Source organism: Listeria rocourtiae subsp. hofi (assembly GCF_963575615.1).
GTDB lineage: Bacteria > Bacillota > Bacilli > Lactobacillales > Listeriaceae > Listeria_A > Listeria_A hofi.
Genome location: NZ_CAUYTL010000015.1, coordinates 41,474 through 63,087 on the forward strand (window position 1 = coordinate 41,474; position 21,614 = coordinate 63,087).

At 43.1% G+C, this 21,614-nt stretch carries 14 protein-coding genes; 4 read left to right on the forward strand and 10 right to left on the reverse strand.

Annotated elements, in window-relative coordinates; all coding sequences use genetic code 11:
• Window positions 1-77: 77 nt before the first annotated feature.
• The 5 genes from R8925_RS08290 to R8925_RS08310 are packed head-to-tail and all read right to left on the reverse strand — an operon-like array spanning window position 78 to window position 8,050.
• Window positions 78-1,586 carry a response regulator transcription factor gene (locus R8925_RS08290; RefSeq protein ID WP_430535421.1) on the reverse strand — a complete coding sequence of 503 codons (1,509 nt, stop codon included), beginning with the start codon at window positions 1,584-1,586 and terminating at the stop codon, window positions 78-80.
• Window positions 1,561-3,318 carry a sensor histidine kinase gene (locus tag R8925_RS08295; protein ID WP_430535422.1) on the reverse strand — a complete coding sequence of 586 codons (1,758 nt, stop codon included), beginning with the start codon at window positions 3,316-3,318 and terminating at the stop codon, window positions 1,561-1,563. Before R8925_RS08295 ends, R8925_RS08290 begins: the two co-directional genes overlap by 26 nt.
• Before the next feature lie 24 nt (window positions 3,319-3,342).
• A complete protein-coding gene (locus R8925_RS08300; protein WP_430535423.1) occupies window positions 3,343-3,990 on the reverse strand; it encodes a YesL family protein in 648 nt (215 codons plus the stop codon).
• A gap of 56 nt (window positions 3,991-4,046) precedes the next feature.
• Window positions 4,047-5,360 carry a glycoside hydrolase family 125 protein gene (locus R8925_RS08305; RefSeq protein WP_430535424.1) on the reverse strand — a complete coding sequence of 438 codons (1,314 nt, stop codon included), beginning with the start codon at window positions 5,358-5,360 and terminating at the stop codon, window positions 4,047-4,049.
• Window positions 5,357-8,050, reverse strand: a complete 2,694-nt coding sequence (locus tag R8925_RS08310; protein WP_430535425.1) for an alpha-mannosidase — start codon at window positions 8,048-8,050, stop codon at window positions 5,357-5,359. Before R8925_RS08310 ends, R8925_RS08305 begins: the two co-directional genes overlap by 4 nt.
• 226 nt (window positions 8,051-8,276) lie before the next feature.
• On the opposite strand from R8925_RS08310, the gene R8925_RS08315 reads away from it, so the two are divergent.
• A complete protein-coding gene (locus R8925_RS08315; RefSeq protein WP_430535426.1) occupies window positions 8,277-8,765 on the forward strand; it encodes a GNAT family N-acetyltransferase in 489 nt (162 codons plus the stop codon).
• A gap of 201 nt (window positions 8,766-8,966) precedes the next feature.
• Here R8925_RS08315 and dnaB read toward each other — a convergent pair whose 3' ends face one another.
• The 4 genes from dnaB to R8925_RS08335 form a co-directional block, all read right to left on the reverse strand.
• Window positions 8,967-10,334, reverse strand: coding sequence for a replicative DNA helicase (dnaB, locus tag R8925_RS08320; RefSeq protein WP_430535427.1), 1,368 nt, complete (start codon window positions 10,332-10,334; stop codon window positions 8,967-8,969).
• A gap of 78 nt (window positions 10,335-10,412) precedes the next feature.
• Complete coding sequence (gene rplI, locus R8925_RS08325; RefSeq protein WP_430535428.1) at window positions 10,413-10,859, reverse strand: 50S ribosomal protein L9; 447 nt, start codon at window positions 10,857-10,859, stop codon at window positions 10,413-10,415.
• Between the two features lies 1 nt (window position 10,860).
• Window positions 10,861-12,837 carry a DHH family phosphoesterase gene (locus tag R8925_RS08330; RefSeq protein ID WP_430535429.1) on the reverse strand — a complete coding sequence of 659 codons (1,977 nt, stop codon included), beginning with the start codon at window positions 12,835-12,837 and terminating at the stop codon, window positions 10,861-10,863.
• Between the two features lie 293 nt (window positions 12,838-13,130).
• Window positions 13,131-15,263, reverse strand: a complete 2,133-nt coding sequence (locus R8925_RS08335; RefSeq protein WP_430535430.1) for an MMPL family transporter — start codon at window positions 15,261-15,263, stop codon at window positions 13,131-13,133.
• 135 nt (window positions 15,264-15,398) lie between these two features.
• On the opposite strand from R8925_RS08335, the gene R8925_RS08340 reads away from it, so the two are divergent.
• The gene (locus R8925_RS08340) at window positions 15,399-15,944 is read left to right on the forward strand and encodes a TetR/AcrR family transcriptional regulator (RefSeq protein ID WP_430535431.1); all 546 of its coding nucleotides are present in this window, start codon (window positions 15,399-15,401) and stop codon (window positions 15,942-15,944) included.
• A 72-nt stretch (window positions 15,945-16,016) separates the two neighbouring features.
• On the opposite strand, the gene R8925_RS08345 is transcribed toward R8925_RS08340, so the two are convergent.
• A complete protein-coding gene (locus R8925_RS08345) occupies window positions 16,017-16,934 on the reverse strand; it encodes an aldo/keto reductase (protein WP_430535432.1) in 918 nt (305 codons plus the stop codon).
• Between the two features lie 492 nt (window positions 16,935-17,426).
• On the opposite strand from R8925_RS08345, the gene R8925_RS08350 reads away from it, so the two are divergent.
• The gene (locus R8925_RS08350) at window positions 17,427-19,115 is read left to right on the forward strand and encodes a MucBP domain-containing protein (protein WP_430535433.1); all 1,689 of its coding nucleotides are present in this window, start codon (window positions 17,427-17,429) and stop codon (window positions 19,113-19,115) included.
• A gap of 342 nt (window positions 19,116-19,457) precedes the next feature.
• Window positions 19,458-21,563 carry a leucine-rich repeat domain-containing protein gene (locus R8925_RS08355; RefSeq protein WP_430535434.1) on the forward strand — a complete coding sequence of 702 codons (2,106 nt, stop codon included), beginning with the start codon at window positions 19,458-19,460 and terminating at the stop codon, window positions 21,561-21,563.
• Window positions 21,564-21,614 lie beyond the last annotated feature (51 nt).

Here is a 21,614-nt window from a genome sequence, read left to right on the forward strand (position 1 = left end):
CCTCCCCTTTTTCCCTCTACAACTCCAATTATAGCTCGACATTTTGTACTTAGCAAATTCGAAACGCGACTTCTTGATTACTGTACTTTCTCTTTTTTTCGGAAGCCATTTGGCGTGTATCCAGTATATTTTTTGAATTGGCGGTAAAAGTAAGCCATGTCGGTGTAGCCTGATTCTTCAGCAATGGCTGTCACGGGCTGCTTCGTTGTGAGCAACACTTCTTTTGCGTGGTTAACTCGATATTGGTTTAAGTAATCTGTGAAATGACTACCGACTTCTTTTTGAAAAAGTTGACCGAGATAAACGGCATTAATGTGGAACTTGGCGCCCAGTGTTTTGAGGGACATGCCTTCTGTGAAATGCTCAGTGATGTGAGACATGATTTTCTGGATAATCGGACTTTTGCTATTGTCATCGTGCTGATTGCGATCGAAAAATGGGTGGATTAGTTCCAGCATCGTTGTTTTGAGTTCACACGGGGTTGCCGCACCATCTAGTTGCCGAATCGCCTTTAGTAGCTGTTCGGGATCGGATTCGGACATCATTAATGCGACTTCGCTAAGTACTCGTATGATTTGGTGTGGATCACTTTCGTAAAGATGCGCATCCCATTCATTGAAGAATTGATCGAGCCAAGCGAGTGTTTTTTCTTTTTCTTGCAAAACAAGGGCGCGCGCTAATTGATGTTGACTGAAATTTGGGCGCCAGCGATGTGGTAAAATCTTGTCGGCTGATATCAGTGTTCCTGGTGAGGAGACGAGTCGTTCTTGGAGTAGCTGCTCAAGCCCGCGGAATGCTTTGGGAAAATAGGCCGTTCCAGTTCCGACCTCGCTCATCAAGAAAAAGCATTGCTCCACGCCAATCAAAGCACCAATTTCTTCATATACCGTCGTGATTTGAGCGGCAATTCCTGCATCGTCTTCCGCCATCAATCCAATAAGTAGCTCTTCTTCGGGATTCAGCAGCATGAATGGATACTCTGCACGTAAATGACTTTGGAGTTTCTGCCAGCCTTCCGCGGTTCGATCTACTTGGCCGTATAGCGGTTGTATCCAAACAAGCGCTGTTCGCATATCCTTCGCGAGCGGCATTTTGTATAGTGCCATCCGTTCTTTCCAATCCTCCATTCCAATTCGGTTGTTCAACCAGCGCCAAAGTGCATTATCCCGCAAAATATAGTACGCTTCGTCATCTCCTGTTGCTTGAAAATCTGCTTCCACCTTTTCTTTAATTTGCGTAATTGTTTCGAGTAATTCCGTTTCGTTTAGCGGTTTGAGTAGGTAGTTTTCAATCCCGATGGCAAGCCCTCTTTTTACGTATTCAAATTCCTGAAATCCTGACAAAACGATGAACTTTGTCTCAGGTTGCTCTTTTTTCCACGCTTCAATCAACTGCAGGCCGTCCATTTTTGGCATTTTGATGTCTGTAATCACAAGATCGCATGGCTCATTCGCAAAATGGGCTAGTGCCTCCACCCCGTTTTTGGCGGTTCCTATAATCTCAATCTCTTCATCAAACTCTTGAATCACCGCTTGTAAACCTTGCACGATCAGCGGTTCATCATCTACTAAAAGCATTCTCAACATAGTTTTTCCTCCCCTCAGATGTGTACGGAACGCGTAGCATCACTTCGGTACCCTGGCCTTTGATACTCGTAATCGCTAGTCCGTATTGCTCTCCAAAATAAAGTTGGATGCGGCGGTGAATATTGACAAGTCCAATTCGACCTTGCTCGCCTTTTTCACCAGCTAAATCGTTCTTTATTTGGCGCATTTTATCTTCGGTAATCCCACGTCCATCATCACGCATCTTGACCTCGAGTGTATCACCGATTCGTTTCACGCTAAATGTGAGACTTGTTCGTTTTTCTTCATGTCGCGCGTATTTGAAGAAATTTTCGACGAGTGGTTGAAGTGTGAACTTTAAAAATGGATGTTCCAATAATGGTTCTTCGACTTCTAGGAAAAATGGAACTTCTTGTTGGTAGCGAAGTTCCATGAATTGGAGGTATTGGCGGACGTAGTTAACCTCGTCGGCGAGCGTGACCATCTCGATGTTGTCAGCGGTATAACGAAGTAGCGTAGATAAATGGTAAATCATGTTACTTGTTACTTTCGCTCCTTCTAGCCTCGCATGCATCCGAATCGCTTCCAAGGAATTGTACAGGAAATGAGGCTCGACTTGGCCTTGTAGCGCTTTTAATTGTGCTTTCTGTTCCTCGATTTTGAGCGTATACACTTGCTTAATATAGTCGTTCAGGCTATCACCCATTTTATTGAAACTTTGGCTGATTAGTGTGAGTTCGTCTTCGCGTTCATCGACTGGCAGCTTAGCGTGGAGCTCACCTTTTTCCATCTGATCCATGCCGTCGATGATGACTTGAATGCGGTTAGAATAACGTCTACTGATGAAAAAATTGACTGCAATGGAGATTAGGACAAGAATAACGCCGACGCCGAATAAAGTCCACTGGAGGACAGGGATACCGCCGATTTGGCTTTCTGGGACAATGACTTTACCAAAAACGCCGGATGCTTGTTCCTCGGTGGTTTGGATGTAGCCGTTGTTATGAAGGTAATCGTTCTCCATGTTTGCGGACGTGATGTTGGGTAGGGTATGATTGCTATACAGCGCTGTTTTTGAGCGGTTTAGCACGGCAAACGTGGATGCTGATTTTGCTTTTGGAATGAGGCCTCTTAAAAATGCTGGATCAGCGTACATCAAAACTGTACCAAGCGGTTGAAGCGTACTCGGATCATTAACAACTTGTTTGAAAACGATACTCGATCCGACGCGAAATACATTTTCTTTTTGGGAAACGCTTTGGAGTAGTCTTTGCTCGCCGTATTTTTCGTAAATTGGTTGCCATTTGCCATAATTTACGGGAAAAGTGTACGTGAATTCTTTGTCCGAGGACACAAGTTGTACCGCAATTACATCGTCATCATATGTAAAATAGGACCTTAAAAAACTCTGCAAATCTACACTGTAAAACCCTTGTTTTGCGTAATAATTATCGATATTTTGTTGGATGTAATCCGCATAATCATGGGTCATCGCAACTTGGACGTCATTCATGAGTTCACTGTTTTTGTAGATTTCCTGTGTCATGGCCACGAGCGCAGCTTCTTTTCGGTTTACGGCAACAAGTTGCGACTCTGAAACCGCTTTCGTTTCTTGGAGCACCGCATCGACTTTTATGTTTGTGTAGTATTTTGATATGAAAAACAATAATAATCCAACGGTGAACAGCGATGTTAAGGAAAAAATCAATAACATTCGCTGAAAGATTCGCCGTTTTAATTTGTTCGCACTCATTTTAGAAAACACCCCCAGTCCCTATTATGCCACATCTTGCGCAGATTGGGTTGTCATTTTTGCTTGCATTTTCTGAAACCGAATGAGGTTCACTTTCATCACCCAATATGCTGGCAAAACTCCAGAAATAAAAAGAATTAGCGCTGGGACTTGGGCAATCAAATACGCTGCAATTCCAAAGCCTGCAATGAGGAGCAGTGATGTTTTCCAGCTTGTGAAAGCGAGCAAAAAAGACTGAATGATGTAGCCTCTTAGCGGATAAATAAAATGCGCGTACACAGAAAAATAGTTGACGAGTGCGAGTATTGTCATACCAAACAAGAAGAATAGAAAGAAGTAGAGCAAACTTGACGCTAAGCCATTCATTGTTGCAAAAACGATGCGAAGATCAATGTATAAGAATCCTAGAATCGCTGCGAAACATAAGCCTGCTATGTTAGTTTCTAGAAACGCTTTTTTATAAGAATTCCAAGCTGTCGGCCAAATCGCGATATCAATTTCTTTTTGTGACCACTTTCGCGTTACCGTGAAAAGAGCTGCGGTTGCTGGCATAAATCCGAAAACACCGAGACCGATAATAGTTAAGAACATCCAAATTAGGTTTGCCCAAACGAAGCGAATTAACCATTGACTAGCAACAAAGAATTTATCCATTTTTTCTACTTTTTCCATGTATACCATCTCCTAGCACGAAAGAGCGAGCCAAATTCGGCGCACTCTTCGCTACTCTATTTTATATTTTTGGCTAGCGGGGAGCCTTTCACACATATACCGCAAAGGCTTAGCACAAACTCACTGAACATCGCGTTCGACCAAGCAAACCATTCACGCGTATATTCGTTATGATTGCTAGCATTGACGCCTTCATGCATGAAGCCAGTGTCGCCATCTGTTGTCGTAAGCATTTCGAGAATCGCTAATTTTTCTGATAAACTGGTCGCGGTCATCCCTTGCACACTAAGCGCGATTGGCCATACGTAATGATCCGGCGTATGCGGACTACCGATTCCTGTCAACTGACTGCCCTCTACATAAAATGGATTTTCCCGACTCAAAATGAAATCCCGTGTTGCAAGATATTTTGGATCAGTGAAATCGCCAAAACCCAGGTACGGCGCAGCTAGCAGGCTCGGCACATTGGCATCATCCATAAAATTTTTGCGTCCAGTTCCATCGACTTCGTAGGCGTACATTTCACCGTAATAGGGATGCTCTTGCACCGCAAAATTTTGAATTCCCTGCTCAATTTCTGATTTTAGCAATACAATTTCTGCAGTTAAATTCGCATCACGCCAACATGCAGCGTTTATTTCTTCAAGATATCCGAGCGCGACAACTGCGAACATATTGCTCGGCACAAGATAACCGTAAAGACATGCGTCATCACTAGGCCGGAAGCCACTCCACGTCATTCCAGTATAAGCAACCTCTGTACCTTTGCCGTCACGATTCAACGTATCCGACTGGCGCACATCCTCACGTTCAAACGAATACGGCGACTTCGTTTCGTGATACTGCTCTGTTTTCCAAACATCTAGAATCGCTGCTACACCTTGCCGAAAATCCGTGTCAAAATGTACCAAACTTCCCGTACTCTGCCATAACAAATACCCCAATTGAATCGGATAACAAAGTGAATCAACCTCGTATTTCCGCTCCCAAACATGTGGCGACATTTCCGTCTTATCCGCTTGAAAACCCTTTCCGTTCGCTTCTTGATTAAAGGCATTCGCATAAGGATCCAATTGCACAAAACGCATCTGTTGCTTCACAAGACCCGCAATCACTGCCGCTATCTCCGGATCTTCCTCTGCAACCATCAAGTATGGCCGAATCTGGCTCGTTGAATCCCGCAACCACATCGCTGGAATGTCACCAGTAATCACAAACGGTAAGCCTTCCTTCGTCTCAATAAGCGTTGTCGTATACGTATTTAAAAAACATTGCTGAAACATCTCCTGCAATTTCAGGTGCTCTGGAAACACTTCCGCAACCCGATCAATCATTCTCTGAAAGCTTTTCGGCACATTTTTCGTTGTCATTTCTCATCCTCTTTTCTCCACGTAATAATTTCGCTCGGCGCAACCTGCCAATTCGTTGCTAACCCATCATCTGGACTAGCCTCTTCCAAAATTGTCGTTTTTCGCATGCTACTAAGTAAAACCAACTCCTGCATCCTCTCACTTACACTATAAAAACGTAAAATTTCTGCATCCCGACTCGCCGCTCTTTTCCAGCTAGAGAAAATCAAACCTGGGGCATCTTCCCACATCGCGAATTCCATGCGACTCAAAATCTCCCCATCATGTTGCCCATCCGCCTGAACAGCAAACGGTTCCAGCTGATACTCATACGCCCGTTTCGCTGCCTCCGTCCGAAGCGTCTCTTCCACATACGGCATAACATAAAATTCTGCCACTTGTTCACCAAATGACTGCGCCTCTGGAGCTGGGAAGTTGCCCCAATCACCCATTTCCGAATTCGCACGAAGCAACGTCAAACGAATCTCCGAACCATCCGCGCTCACCTCATACTCTGGCAAACCGCGATTTACAACCATCAAGCCCGCCAATGCCACAAAGGCTTGTTGTCGCTGATCATTGCTCGGATTTTGCCACTCCTCACTCACCCGATTAGGCCGCTCCACAATTTCAAAAACACTATCCGCAAAATGCGTCGCGCGCGCCGTTCCAGTCGGAAAAATCGCCCGCAAACGATGATCCGCTACTTGGTTATCCATCCGCACATCTACCTTTAGCGCCTTCGAACCAGAATCAAGCGTCAATCGTGTTCGCACGACAAATTCCCGAAATTGCTCCGACCTTGGCGACACTCGCTCAGGATGCCAAACAACACGCGCCTTTTCATCTGCAAAAGCTTCCGTATTAGCACTCTCCGGCAACATCATCCGGTGCCTGATCTCCACGACTTTACGAACCCTCGAACTCTCCAAAACCGCGAGCTCAGCAACCAAATTATCCGTTGATATCCGCTTCCTGTCGCCAGCCTCCTTAAACATATACTCATTCCCAATATCGCCTTGATCCACATACGTTCCCAGCCCAGCAAAAGTTTGCCCTGACTCCTTACAACTCACAGAATACGAACCGTTTTCCGCAATATTTACCTGCAAAAACCGATTTTCCAATCGATTCGCGTCATTTTCAATCCGCACAACCTCATTTTCACCAGCCACAGGTACCGCAAAATAAGTTGCAAAGCCCATCCTCGGCAAGTCCTCCGCTACAAAACTCACCTGGTATCGCCGCGCAAAATAAGGCTTCCGAAATGCACGATCCGGTAACTCATAATCAAACTGCATCCCAAGTTCCGTAACGTCCGCATCCACCAAATTACCATTTTCATCTCGAATCTCCAATCGCACACTTGGCAACCCGTTCAAATACGCTGGAATCTCCTCAAATGGCATCTCCGCAAAGTACGTCCGCGCCAACTCCACATCCACCGTCACGACCCTCGTAGCCGCGTAACCCGATGTATGAAACACCACAACCGGTACCGACTCCGCGCCGCCATCAAATTTTGCCACCGTATCCATTTGCCGTACAATCCTCGTCACCTTATCGTCCAAAATCGCGCGCGCCGCTTGCTCCGCCTTCATAAACCGCGTCTCCATCTCCCAGTGCACCGCATCAACACTACAACCTGTAATGCTATCATGGATCTGATTTTCCATCAGCAACTTCCACGCAAACTTCAAATACTCCTCCGGGTACGCAACCTTCCCAATCCGAGTTGCCATCACCGCAATCGGCTCCACAAGTTTCTCCAGCAACTGCTGGACCCGCTGATTCGCCTGCTTCAAATATATCCGCGACGAGGCCGTATTCACAAGTGTCGACCAGCCATCCGTCCGCTGATTCGTAAGCTCACCCTCAATCACTTGCAACTCATCACCCGGCAACAACTTCCGCAATTCCGAAACATACTCAGAAAAATTACTATGCTTAAAAACCATGTCTGGATAGAGCTCCCGCGCCACATCCAGCGCCTCGGGTAAATCCACCTGCACAGGCTGATGGTCACATCCATTCAAAAACAACAACGCTCCCGTCGACGCATAGGCGCTAACATCCGAGAGTTTTTTATCCCAAAAAGCCTTTGCCGCCGCGCGCTCCACCGGAATCTCATTCCCGTTCGAATACCAATTGGCCAGCAAAACACCCAAAACCCTTGTCCCGTCAGGCGCCTCCCAGTACATTTCCGAAAATGGCGACGTATAACCGCCCTCAAAAACCTGATTATTGAACCCTGTTGGCTTCACACCGCGCCCAAAAATCACCGAATCCATTCCAGCCTGCTTCACGAGTTGCGGTGCCTGACCATATATCCCAAATGTGTCCGGAAAATAACCGATTCGCTCCACCGCTCCAAATTCTTGCGCATCCTGCATGCCATAAAGCAAATTTCGTACATTCGATTCACTGCTCGTTAAAAATGCGTCTTGCAACATATACCAAGGACCCACCCGCAATTTCCCATCTCGGACCAAGCGCTCCATCCGCGCCCTCTCACCAGATTTTACCGACAAGTAATCCTCCAGCATAATCGTCTGCCCATCCAAATGAAAATAATCAAATCCGTCTTTATTCTCCAACAAATCCGCCGTCTCGTCCAGCAACGTTACCAACCGATAACGCAATGTCTCAAGCGGCAAAAACCACTCCCGATCCCAATGCGAATGTGAAATTATGTACGCTGTTTTCTTCATCTAAATTTCGCCCCTCTCACCAATCCCAAAACAGTTTTCCAGCCATTTTTGTATTCGTTTTCATTTTCAGTATATCTGCCCTAATTTTGAAAATCAATGACACGCGCGTAACTTCTATGATAAGTCTATTTTTATGTGTTTTGTCTACCTTTACAACTCGCCTTACTTCCCATTAAAACATCATTATGCTACTATTACTGCATACTTAAAATAAAGGAGTTTTACCATGCATATCAAAATCGCAAAATCAAAAGAAGATAGCCAACATATTTCCGAACTTGCGCACTATATCTGGCACGAGCACTATCCCTCCATCATTACCAAGGAACAAATCGATTACATGCTAAACAAATTCCAATCCGCTGATACAATACATAGCGAAATGGAAAACGGCACAACCTACTTAATGGCCTATAAATCAGCCACATTTGTTGGTTACGCCGCATTCTATCAGAAAAATGCTGAACTATTCCTAAGCAAACTATACATCAACCCTACCTATCATAAACAAGGAATTGGCAAAAAGCTCTTCGCAGAAATCACCCAATTCGCACAAAATAATAATTTGCCAAGCATTCGACTTTTCGTAAATAAGTACAACACAAACTCCATCGCAGCCTACAAAAAGATGGGTTTTACTGTCGAAAAAGCGCTTATAACCGATGTCGGTAGTGGCTTCATCATGGACGACTATACGATGACATACACCGTTTAAAACACAATGTGACTGGGAACATAGCCCAAATATGTCGGCGACAAGCGTTTGTATCAAGCAAGATTCACATCCTACTCGAAAAAAAGGATTCGTGATACCTTGCTTATTTTACATGAAAATGAGTTTTATCCCAACTTCGATTTACAGAATAAAAAAGTAGTTGCAACAACCAAATTGGTTACTGCAACTACTTTTTATCATCTAGGCTCCATACGGAACTTGTGCATCATCATACCTAACTTCGAGATTTACGAATTTATTGTATTCTTTTACAAACGCCAATTGCACGGTTCCAACTGGTCCATTACGCTGTTTCGCAATGATAATCTCAATCGTTCCGTCATTCTCGCTTTCATGATCATAATAATCATCGCGATACAAGAACGCAACGATATCCGCATCTTGCTCGATCGAACCAGATTCACGAATATCTGACATCATTGGGCGCTTATCTTGTCGTGACTCCACACTACGAGATAACTGCGATAATGCGATAACTGGGATTTTTAACTCCCGTGCCAACGCTTTAAGAGAACGTGAAATTTCGGAAACCTCTTGTTGCCTATTTTCGCCACCGTTACGACCGCTTCCAGAAATTAATTGCAAGTAATCAATCACAATCATCCCAAGTCCAGCTTCTTGTTGCAAACGTCGGCATTTTGAACGGATTTCATTGACGCGCACACCCGGTGAATCATCAATATAAATACCTGAATTAGACAACGTTCCCATCGCGATAGTCAGCTTCTGCCAATCATCAGCGGTCAGTGATCCTGTCCTCAAATTCTGAGCATTGATATTGCCCTCTGCGCAGAGCATCCGCATCACAAGCTGTTCCGCTCCCATTTCGAGACTAAAAATCGCGACATTTTCATCGGTTTTAGTCGCAACGTTTTGGGCAATATTTAGTGCAAAGGCAGTTTTACCCACGGAAGGACGAGCCGCAACGATAATCAAATCATTACGCTGAAAGCCCGCAGTCATATGATCTAACGCGCTAAATCCGCTTGGAATCCCAGTAATATCACCTTTTCGATTATGGAGAATCTCAATATCATCGTATGTTTTGACGAGAACATCTTTAATATTTTTAAAAGCTCCGACGTTTTTGCGTGAGGAAACTTCTAAAATATTTTTTTCCGCCTCATCCATGAGTGTTTCAACTTCATCCTCGCGCGCATAACTGTCCGTCGCGATTTGTGTTGCCGTGCGAATCAGCCTCCGAAGCAAGGCTTTATCTTCTACAATATGGGCGTAATATTCCAAGTTGGCTGCAGTCGGAACTGCGCCTGAAAGCTCGGTCAAATATGGCAATCCACCAACATCTTCAATTTTGCCCGTGGATGCCAATGCTTCATAAATAGTCACGACATCGACAGCTTTTCCTTGGTCACTAAGTTCCAACATGGATTGAAAAATTAGTTGATGCGCCTGACGATAAAAATCATCCGGCATTAAAATTTCTGAGGCTGTAATCAAGGCTTCTGGTTGCAGAAAAATCGCACCCAAAACTGCCTGCTCGGCCTCAACATTTTGAGGTGGTGTTCTGTCTTGAAGGTTATCCACCATTAAAATCTCCTCTCTCACGCGGGCGACGACAAGAGCCCGCTCGTTTCGAACTCTCCATCGTGAAAAACCGATTTTTCTTTATTCTTCGGTTACGTGGACATCCAAAGTCGCAACAACTTCATGGTGTAACTTCACAGGGACTTTTGTGTGTCCTAGTGCGCGGATGGCTTCTGGAAGGTCGATTTTGCGTTTGTCGACTTTGATTTTATGGTCTTTTTCTAAGGCTTGAGCGATTTGTTTCGACGTGATGGATCCGAAAAGTCTGCCGCCTTCGCCTGATTTTGTTTTTAGTTCAATTGTTAGTTTCTCAACGTTTTCTTTCAATGCTTTAGCGTCTGCTAGTTCTTGTGCTGCTTCTTTTTCAGTTTTCTTTTTTTGGCCTTCAAGGGCGCTAATACTGCTACTCGTTGCCGGTGTTGCTAGCCCTTTTTTGATAAGAAAATTTTGCGCGTAGCCTTCTGCAACCTCTTTAATTTCACCTTTTTTAGCTGTACCTTTTACATCTTTTAAAAATATAACTTTCATCTTAGTTTTCTCCCTTCCAATAAGCATCGATGGCTTCTAAAAGTTGTTTTTTTGCTTCTAAAACTGTACTATTTTTTATCTGAGTTGCTGCATTGGACAAATGTCCGCCGCCGCCCAGTTTTTCCATAATTACTTGGACATTTATTTCGCCGAGTGAACGCGCGCTAATTCCAATCATTTTATCAGGTCGTAGCGTGATAACAAACGAGGCTTGAACACTCTCCATCGAAAGCATCGTATCCGCCGCTTGTGCTGCAATGACCGTATCAAAAGTTTCATCTTCACGCCCTGTCGCAATCGCCATCCCGTCATGGTAAACTTCAAGCGACTCGACTAAACGACTACGCTGCCTAAACGTTTCAATATCTTCTTTCAAAAATTGCTGTACAAGAACCGTATCTGCACCAAGTGAGCGCAAATAACTTGCCGCATCAAAAGTACGGGAACCCGTACGCAGCGTAAAGTTTTTTGTATCAACCACAATCCCTGAAAGAAGCGCCGTTGCTTCAATTTTTCCAACTTTTTCGGTGGCTGGTTGGTACTCAAAAAGCTCTGTGACTAATTCTGCGGTTGAAGAAGCATACGGCTCAATGTACACGAGCACTGGGTTCTCCACAAACTCTTCTGAACGGCGATGGTGATCCACAACCACTACATGCGCCGCGGTTTCCAACAATTCACGATTGATAACCATCGATGGCTTATGCGTATCGACGATGACAAGTAAGCTCTTATCGGTTATTGTATCAAGCGCGGTTTGTGGTGTGATAATGTTGCGAATCACGTCTGGATATTTCTCGATTTTACGCATTAAGCGCTGTACATCCGGACTCATTTTTCCTGGTTCGACAACGACATAACCTTGCCGCTCGTTCATCTCTGCAATCTTCATCACACCCAGGCTTGAACCCACAACGTCCATATCTGGATAACGATGCCCCATTACAAAAACTTGATCACTCTGTGTAATAAGTTCCTGCAACGCTTGCGAGATAACCCGCGCCCGAACTCGCGTCCTTTTTTCCATCGGATTCGTCTTTCCACCATAAAAACGAACTTGGCCCTCAGGTTGCTTAATCACGACCTGATCACCACCACGACCGAGCGCCAAATCAAGCCCCGACTGCGCGAGATCCGCGAGATTAATCAAATCATCCTCTTTGTAACCTATCCCTACACTGAGCGTTAGCGGGATATTCTGCTTCGACGTCCGCTCACGAATCCGGTCAAGAATCTGGAATTTCTCCTCTTCCAATCGCTCCAACTGCGCCTCCGTCAAAAAAGCAATAAATCGATCCGAAGAAATCCGCTTCAAATAAAGCCGGTGCTCCTTCGCCCAGTTCGTCAACATCGACGTTACCAAATTATTCAACGCACTGCGACGGCGATCGTCCATGCCTTGTGTCCACTCATCATAATTATCCAGAAAAATAATTCCAAAAACAGATTTATCCGCCTGATATCGCGTGTTCAAATCATAATATTCCGTCCGGTCATACAAATAAATAATGCGTTCCTTCCGCTTCACAATCGTGTCAAAACGGTGCTTGCGCCACGCAATCGACTGGATTCCTTGATCATCTTCCCCACGAATTACCGCTAAAAATTCCGGTCCAACATCCGCGAGCGACAAACCTAAAATATCATCATCCTGCCCGAAATATTTCGCCATAAACGGATTGAACCATTCTACATTATAATTCTCATCATATAGTAAAATCCCCATCGGCATCTCAACAAGCGCCTCACCCTCACTGCGCTTAATTCGATACGATAAGTTCGAAATATACTCCTGAACCTCTTTATTCAGCCGATTCTCCATAAAAAACAGCGTTATAATGAGCGATGTAACAGCAACAAATAAAAGTACTGCCAACCACCACTTATAATAAAAAGTGACAACCGTCAGGACAAGTACGACTGCTATTAGCCCATACAATGGATATTTCAGCATTCTCTTCTGAAAAAAGCCTGACATCAGCAATAAGCCCCCTTGCTTTCTTAGATTAGCATCGAAATTAGGTGTCCTTTGTTATGTAATTTCCCTCGTAAATTTAAAAATTCCAAGCATCCCTTAAGATTTCATCCTCATTTTTGTACGAAGATAAGCATACTTTAATCATACCATAAATCGGGTTTTGAATGTTACTATGAAGCGAAAATGTAACAATGTTTGTTTGGTTGTGAAATAATAGAATTTCTACCGAATATACTGGCTATATAGAAAAAAGCACGCCAAATCACATCAGCGCACTTTTATCTACATACATCTTACTTCCTATCCTTCAAATGATGCCCTTCAATATCCATCGACGGCAGCACTTTGTCCAACCATTTCGGCATGTACCATGAACCTTTTCCGAATAGTTTTGTGAGGGCTGGGATGATTGTTAGACGCACGATAAATGCATCGAATAATACACCGAAGCCTAGCGCAATCCCGATTGATTTAATCATTGGGTCTGGCGCGAAAACGAAACTGATGAAAACAGAGAACATGATCAGAGCTGCTGCAATGATAACTGGTCCGCTTTCTTTTAAGCCGGTTTTGATGGAATGGGTATTGTCTTTTGTTAGCGTATATTCTTCGTGTACGCGGGACATCAGGAATACCTCGTAATCCATCGCAAGCCCGAAAAGAATTCCGATTGTGATCACTGGCAGGAAGGCAAGAACTGGGCCTGTGGTGCTGATACCGAATAGTTCATTAAATACGCCGTCTTGCATAACCATCGTCGTGAAGCCAAGTGTCGCTGTTAGTGAAAGCACGAAGCCAAGTACGGCTGTTAGTGGAATCAGTAATGAGCGGAACACAACTGTTAATAGAATGAAAGCAAGCACAACGATGACGCTTGCGAAAACTGGAATCGCGTCATTAAGCTTTTGCGACATGTCGATATTAATCGCGCTTTGACCAGTTACTTCCATGCTGATTCCGTATTTGCTATCCGCTGTTTTGGCGTAACTTCTAAGGTCGTGAACGAGTTGCGTTGTTTTATTGTCTGTCGGTCCAGTTTTTGGAATAACGGAAATAAGCGCGTAATCGCCATTCTGATTCGGCATTGGTGGCGTTACGATTGCAACGTTTTTCATGCCGGTGATATGTTTGGTAACTTCGGTTAAATGCGCCGCGCTACCTTTATCCTTCGTATCCGCTAAAATAACTAATGGTCCATTAATACCTTCGCCAAATTTGTCGGATAAAATATCGTATGCTTTCTTCTCCGTGGAATCTTTCGGTTTTGAGCCGTTATCTGGAATACCTAGTTCCATCGAACCGAACGGGATGCTAAGTCCCCCGAGTACGATAACTGCAAGTAAAAATGCAATAAGCGGTTTTCCAACGACGAATTTTGTCCAGATGTTGTCAGCTTTTTTAGCTGTTTTTTCTTTTTGTGGCCTGATTTTATTATGGAAAACCCCGATGAAAGCTGGGATTAGAATTAGCGCGGAAAGCACAGCGAAAAGGACGCTTAGTGCGGATGCCAGCCCCATAACTGTCAGAAATTCGATGCCAACAAGTGACAGACCACATACCGCGATAATTACAGTGATTCCAGCAAAAATTACCGCACTACCTGCCGTTCCTGTCGCTAGTCCAACTGCTTTTAGATGGTCTTTCTCGGTGCGGATGATTTGGCGGTATTTAAATAGGATAAATAACGCGTAATCGATGGCAACAGCCAGGCCAATCATGACGGCAAGTGTGAGCGTAACATTTGGCATTTCGAAATAGCTTGAAATAATTGCGATAATGCCAATACTTGTTCCTAGACTTAGAATCGCAGTGATTATTGGTAACCCAGCTGCGATGACGGAGCCAAACGCGATAATCAAGATAACTAGTGCTACAACAATACCGATCGCTTCTGATGAACCACCGATATCCATTGGTGTAATCATAACATTACCTGTTAATTCCGTTTGAAGATCTTTATCATCCATACCCTTTAGTGCATCTTTGACTTTATCGATGGATTTTTCTGTTACAGCCATTGCATTGACGTTATAACTAATATCCGCAAAAGCAGTCGTCATATCTGGGCTAATTGTTTTCGCTTCATACGGGTTCGCGATACTTTCAATTGTATCATCATTTTTCTTAATTTCTGCTAAAACTTGTGTAATCGCGGCTTGTGATTCAGGTGTTACAACGCCTTTTTCTTGATTGCTTTTGAAGACGATTCGGATGCTTCCTTTTTGACTATCCTGCTTGAATTCTTCCTCAATTTTATTTGATGTATCCAGTGATTTTAGGCCACTCATTTTAATATCATCCGTAAAATTAATTCCCTTGATGCCTAGTACGGCAACGATAATCCCTAAAACGACAAACCAGGAAATAATGGTTTTCCATTTGTGTTTAGCAAAGGTCTGCCCTAGTTTGTAAAGTAAATTTGCCAATTGATTGTTTCCTCCTTCAATTCACGCTATTATATATTTATAGACATACAGTGTATATTACACGATTTCAAGACGAAATGTAAGAACCAGATTGTTTAGTCTGTATAGTTAAGCAACACTTTAGGAGATGTGTAGATGAACGATTCGGATTTACGTGTGCAAAAAACAAAAAAAGCACTCTATAAAACTTTACTCACAATGCTTGAAACACAGGAGTTGGCAAGCGTTACGGTGAACAGTATTTGCAAAGAAGCACTGATTCATCGGACTACTTTTTATAAGCATTTTTATGATAAGTATGATTTGTTAATGTATGTGTTGCACGAGCAATTTCAAGACTATTTTGCGTTAGATATTAGAAATCGGATTAATCACCCGTTTCAGTCTGGGTTTGATACCGTTTATATGGACATGCAGTTGGTACTTGAAAAGCAGAAAGATGATGATACGTTTTTCAAGACGATGGCCTCGTTTTTTTTAACAGAATTTCAGAAAGACATCGAGGCGAATATGGATAAATTGACACTTTCAGATGACATTCCTGCTGAGCTCTTGACGTATATTTATGCGGCCAATTTAGGGGCTATCATGTACTGGTCACAACAGATGGCAACACCTGCCGATTGGTCGCAGATGGATAAACTATTTAAAGCCGTTTTACCAGTGAAAATTGATTTATAAAACGTCATAGTTTGAATAAAGGTTAAAAGGCTATGCGCACTGCCGATTCGTACGCATAGCCTTTCCTTATACTTAAGGCAACTCATTACCCGCCGCCAAATAAATCTCATACCATTCTTGGCGTGTCAACGTAATATTCGATGCTTTGCTAATCGCTTGCAAACGCTCTGGATTCATTGTGCCTACCACAGTCTGAATTTTCGCTGGGTGACGTAAAATCCAGGCTGTTGCAATCGCTGTATTCTCCACGCCTTTTTCAGCGGAAAGACGATCGATAACTTTATTCAATTCAGGAAACTTAGGATTGTCTAGGAAAACACCTTCAAAAAAGCCGAATTGGAATGGTGACCAAGCTTGAATCGTGATATCTTTCAAACGACAATAGTCTAAGATGCTACCATCGCGATCTATAGAACGATCAATGGCCATGTTCACATTGAGACCAGCGTCAATCATGCCAGTATTTGTAATGCTGAGTTGTAACTGATTTGCGACTAATTTCTGCTCCACATACTTGCTCAAAAGCTCGATTTGCATCGGATTCTGGTTACTTACACCGAACTCGCGCACTTTTCCGTTATTTTTAAGTACTGTGAATGCTTCTGCTACTTCCTCTGGTTCCACTAGTGTATCCGGACGATGAAGTAGCAAAATATCGATATAATCTGTTTGCAAACGTTTTAAAATACCATCTACAGACTCCAGAATATGCTCTTTTGAAAAATCGAACATCCCCGGACGAATGCCACATTTCGACTGTAAAATCATTTTTTCACGTACCGCAGGATTCATTCCAACCGCATCCGCAAAAACTTCCTCAGATTTTCCGCCACCATAAATATCCGCGTGGTCGAAGAAATTAATCCCCGCATCCATCGCTGTGTTGATCATTTTCGTTGCCTCGTCCTTCGATAAATCGGCCATACGCATACAACCAAGTGCGATTTCAGGAACTAGCAAACCACTGTTACCAAGATTAATTTTGTTCAATGAGAACACCTCTTTATCTTATTTGATAAACACTTACCTTCTTATTTTCACACTCTAATGAAACGAAGTCAATTAAGAACACCCCTTGCTTCCCTCATCACTATGTCCGCTTATTAATCTGCCTACCATTGACATTCATTTCATCCCAATTTTTTACCATTCGGAATTTCGCTAGTAACTGTTGCACAATGTACAAGAGATAAAAAGAACACACAATCTACACAGCCATTAAATTTTATAATGATAACTATTTATAAAACGCATTTCCACTCACTGATAGAAATTTGTTATGCTAGCTCTAAAGGAGGTCACGGGAAAAATTTGCTATAAATTTTTGCAGGAACTAGTAGCTAAATTATAGTAACTAATTAAACCTTGGATGAGCTTATTTCTAAAGTTGAAAAGACATGCCAAAATTGATATCTAGCTTTTCGATACGTCTTTTGAAAATGATTGACCTCGCCAAGAAAATACCAGAAATGAGGATAACTTATGAAATTAACAAAACAGACTATAGGTTGGAGTTTATTAGTTGTAAGCGTTGTCTTTTTTGCGCTAATTAAACCACCAGCTGCTTTTAGTCCAAGCGTACAAGCAACGACCACCACAACGTCACAAAACGAACAAGCACCCTACGCTACTATCCCAGAAGGAAGTACGTACGAAAGTGTTTTCCCAGACGAAATGTTGGGGCGCAGTATAGCGTCTGAAATTCAAGGTATCTGGGTTAATGATGTCGATTTAACCGACCCTGTCACGCAGTCGGAATTGGATAGTTTGACTGTCTTATTTGCAGACGCCGATGGAACACCTGCTGACAATCTAGAAGGATTACAATATCCTCATCACTTAAAAAATCTTTATATTATAGGTGCAAGCAACGGAGGACACAGTCTTCTCACTGACCTTACCCCCTTACAACATTTAACTGAACTAGAACTATTATCATTTAACAATACGGAGGTACAAGACCTTACCCCCCTCAAAAACCTAACTCAGCTTAAAGAGCTAGTCATAAGTCTAGCAAAAGTACAAGATGTAGGCCCATTAGCAGGATTAACAAACTTAGAAAAATTAGACCTAAGAGCAAATAAGGTGCAGGATCTAACCCCGCTCCAGAACCTGGAGAAATTACATTATTTGGAGGTGGGTGGAACATTTACAGATGCTCGTCCAATCCAACATTTACCGTTATTTAAAAACCCAGAGGGCTATTGGTGGCTAATTAGTAATGTAGTCTTACCAGATGCATACGTTGGCCAACCAATCACCATTGAAGCTTATGGTCTCAACCACTTATTACCTTATGAAGAATATATTGCTACAGTAGACGGTCGTTATAAGGGGGTTTCCACCTATAACACCAACACACATCAACTGACTTGGCTAACATCTGGGACAAAGGGCGCGGGAATAATCGATTTTAGGGAATATGGAGGAGGTAAGAATCAGATAATCAAAATAAACTTTCTACAACAGGTGCACGAAGCTCCTGAAGGCTCCCCGGTAACGGTAACCTATGAAGATGCAGATGGAGAGGCATTAGACGAGGCCACTACGTTAACAGGAAAACAATATGAGCGTTACCGTGCCGAGGCAAAGGAAATCGCAGGCTACAGACTTATTAGTGAGTCAGCAATTGCCACAGGCACATTCACCGATAAACCGCAAACCATTACTTTTGTATATCAGAAACTAGCAGAAAGTCAACCCGTGACGGTCACATACGAAGATGTTGATGGTAATCCTTTAGACAAAAACGTGATTTTAACCGGAGACATCGACCAAGCTTACCAGGCTGATGCAAAAGAAATTTCGGGCTACACACTTACGAATATCCCAGAAAATGCCAGCGGTACATTCACCGATAAACCACAAAACGTAGCTTTTGTCTATCAGAAAAACATACAGATTGGTACAGGGACGGATAAACCTGGTCATGATCCCAATAAAGACGATCAGACGCTAACCATAACACCTGCTGTAAGCAATCCTTTAAACAAAGAAAATCAAGAAGCATCTAAACCCGTACCTTTTGAAGATACCGATTTAGTGTCAAAAGAGCTGTCTTTAAAAGACGGCAAGCGGTTAGCACCACTGGGTGATAGTTCTCCTTGGATTTTGTATGTCACAGGGGGTCTCTGTCTGTTGCTCGGGGGACGATTATTCCGGAAACCTTAATTTAAGTACTCCTTTTATTATATAACTCTAAAAGTTGAAAAGACGTGCCAAACGGCTAGCTAAACTTTTTGGTACGTCTTTTGGATATGTACAGAGTGCTTCACCTCACCAAGCAAATACTAAAATGAAAATACCTAGAAACAAAACAGACGGTTGGTCAAAGACCTCTTTTGTAAGCGCTATCTTTTTCACATGTATTCAACCACTAGCTATACAAACAACAGCAAACACCCTACACTACTATCTCAGAAGGAAGTATAGGCAGCGATCTATGTCAATTGCTCAGAGAACGATTATTCCGGAAACATTAAAAAATTAAGAAACAATGGAGGAAACATGAGAATGAAAAAAAATATGATTGTGATTAGTATGCTTGCCAGCTTACTAATCACCCTTGGTGTTTTTAGCACCCCATCCTTTGCCAAAACAGTAACTACAAAAAGCGAAGAGACCTTAACATTTCAAACCGCTTTTCCCGATAGCGCACTCGCAAAAGCCGTTTACTTAAGCATTTATCCAGAACAAACAGTGCACGAAGTCGATTTAACAAAAAAAGTAACACAAAAAGAATTAAGTCATATTCAGACGCTAGCCGATACACGAGACGTTCCTGTTTCAGATATCACAGGCATTAACCGCTTAACCGCATTAAAAACAGTAGCATTCGAAGGAAATGAGGGCGGGCGGATTGTCGATATTTCTCTCCTCAAGCACTTAAAAAAATTGGAGTCATTGACGCTACGAAATCAATTTATTTCAGACCTTGCGCCACTGGCTTCCATGAAACAGCTAAAAGAGCTCGATCTTTCTCAAAATAAAATTACGAACATCCACGCTCTAACAGAGCTAACCCAGTTAAAGAAGCTAAATCTATCTGGTAATCAAATTACCGATTTTCGACCATTAGAAGATGTAGCTGTCACACATACTCAAGCATTTCAAGCGCTTGCGCAAACAATCATCAAAGGTAGCACGAGCCGAGTCGGCCGACAAATGGCTATTCCCCAAGTGTACGATACAACAGGGAAAATGCTTTCTCCCCAAGTAGTCGAAGGCTACGGTAATCTCATCAAAGATAACGCTGTTAGGTGGTTACAACCAGGTCAAAGTACACTGCAATACGTCGACCAGCAAAAAAATCCGGCGATTGTTGTCTTTATCCAATATAAAACCACTGGTAACACGTTAAAAGCGCCTAAGTTATCAAAAAAGAAGTTAGCTTCCAGTTCACCACTAATTATCAAAGACGCTGACGGGAAAATACTTAATCATACCGATTATTTATTGGCACCTGGAAGTGAAGGGGTAACCATAACGAATAACAGTCAGGCTATTGCTGATGCAATTTCCTTATTAGCACAACAACCCTTCGATGCAAACAATCACAAAGGAAGCATTTCTCTACCGAGCGGCGAATGGCACTTAATGAACAAAATTGAACTGTTAGAAGGGCAAAGCTTACTAGGGAACCAGACGACACTAGTACGCGTTAAAGAAAGTTTTAAGAATGAGCCCATCGAATCACGAGACAGTGTCAACTATTACGATGCAATGATTGATATGGCCAGCTACAGTCGCGTCAGTGGCATCACGTTAGACGGACTCAAAAGTGCTGAGGATACTGCAGATTCTATTCAAAATGGCATAACAGCGAAAGGGCACTACACTGAAGGAGACATCCCCACAGCTCCAAGCGATGCCGACTACTTGCACGATTTAATCATCGAAGATACCACCATCCAAAACATGGCTGGCAGTGGTATCACGATTGATTTAGCAAAAAATGTGACCATCCAAGGAAGTACAGTCTTATCTGATGCCAATCATGCGATGCGCGTGATAAATATGGGATATGATGGAATTATCGGCTATTCTGTGGACAAGATGACCATCGACCGCACCTTGACAAAAACAATTGGTCATCTGAGGAGACCTAATCAAAACTACAGTCTCTGTCAATCGATGCGCAAAATGCAAGTCAATAACCCTGGGCATACGTACCAAATTCGCTATCCCGTTAGCCATCAAGGGATCATTTCTAACAATGTTGTTCTTGATAACGCTTACGAAGGGATTGATGGGCACTCCGTTCAGGACTATCATATTTCTAATAATACGGTAGTCGGTGTCAGTCAAGCCATCATCGTCGGTGGGCAAAATTATTCGTCCGCCTATTACTACCCTGCTCGCGATGTGGTCATTACCGACAATCGAGTGAATCAAAGTGAGGATATCAAAAAATGGGTGGGAGATTTAGAAAAGCCATCACAAGCGGGTATTGTGCTTTGGGGAGCTACACAGAAAACACCAGATGGACCTGGGTCTGAGGAGGTTGGCTACTCGAATGGAGAAATTAGTAAGAATAAATTGGATAACATTCATCCAACTACCGAAAAGACAGGATTTTATGGCGGGATTGCCATCAAATCGAGTAGGAGGAGCCGTTAGGCTCCGACCTCTCACACCACCGTACGTACCGTTCGGTATACGGCGGTTCAA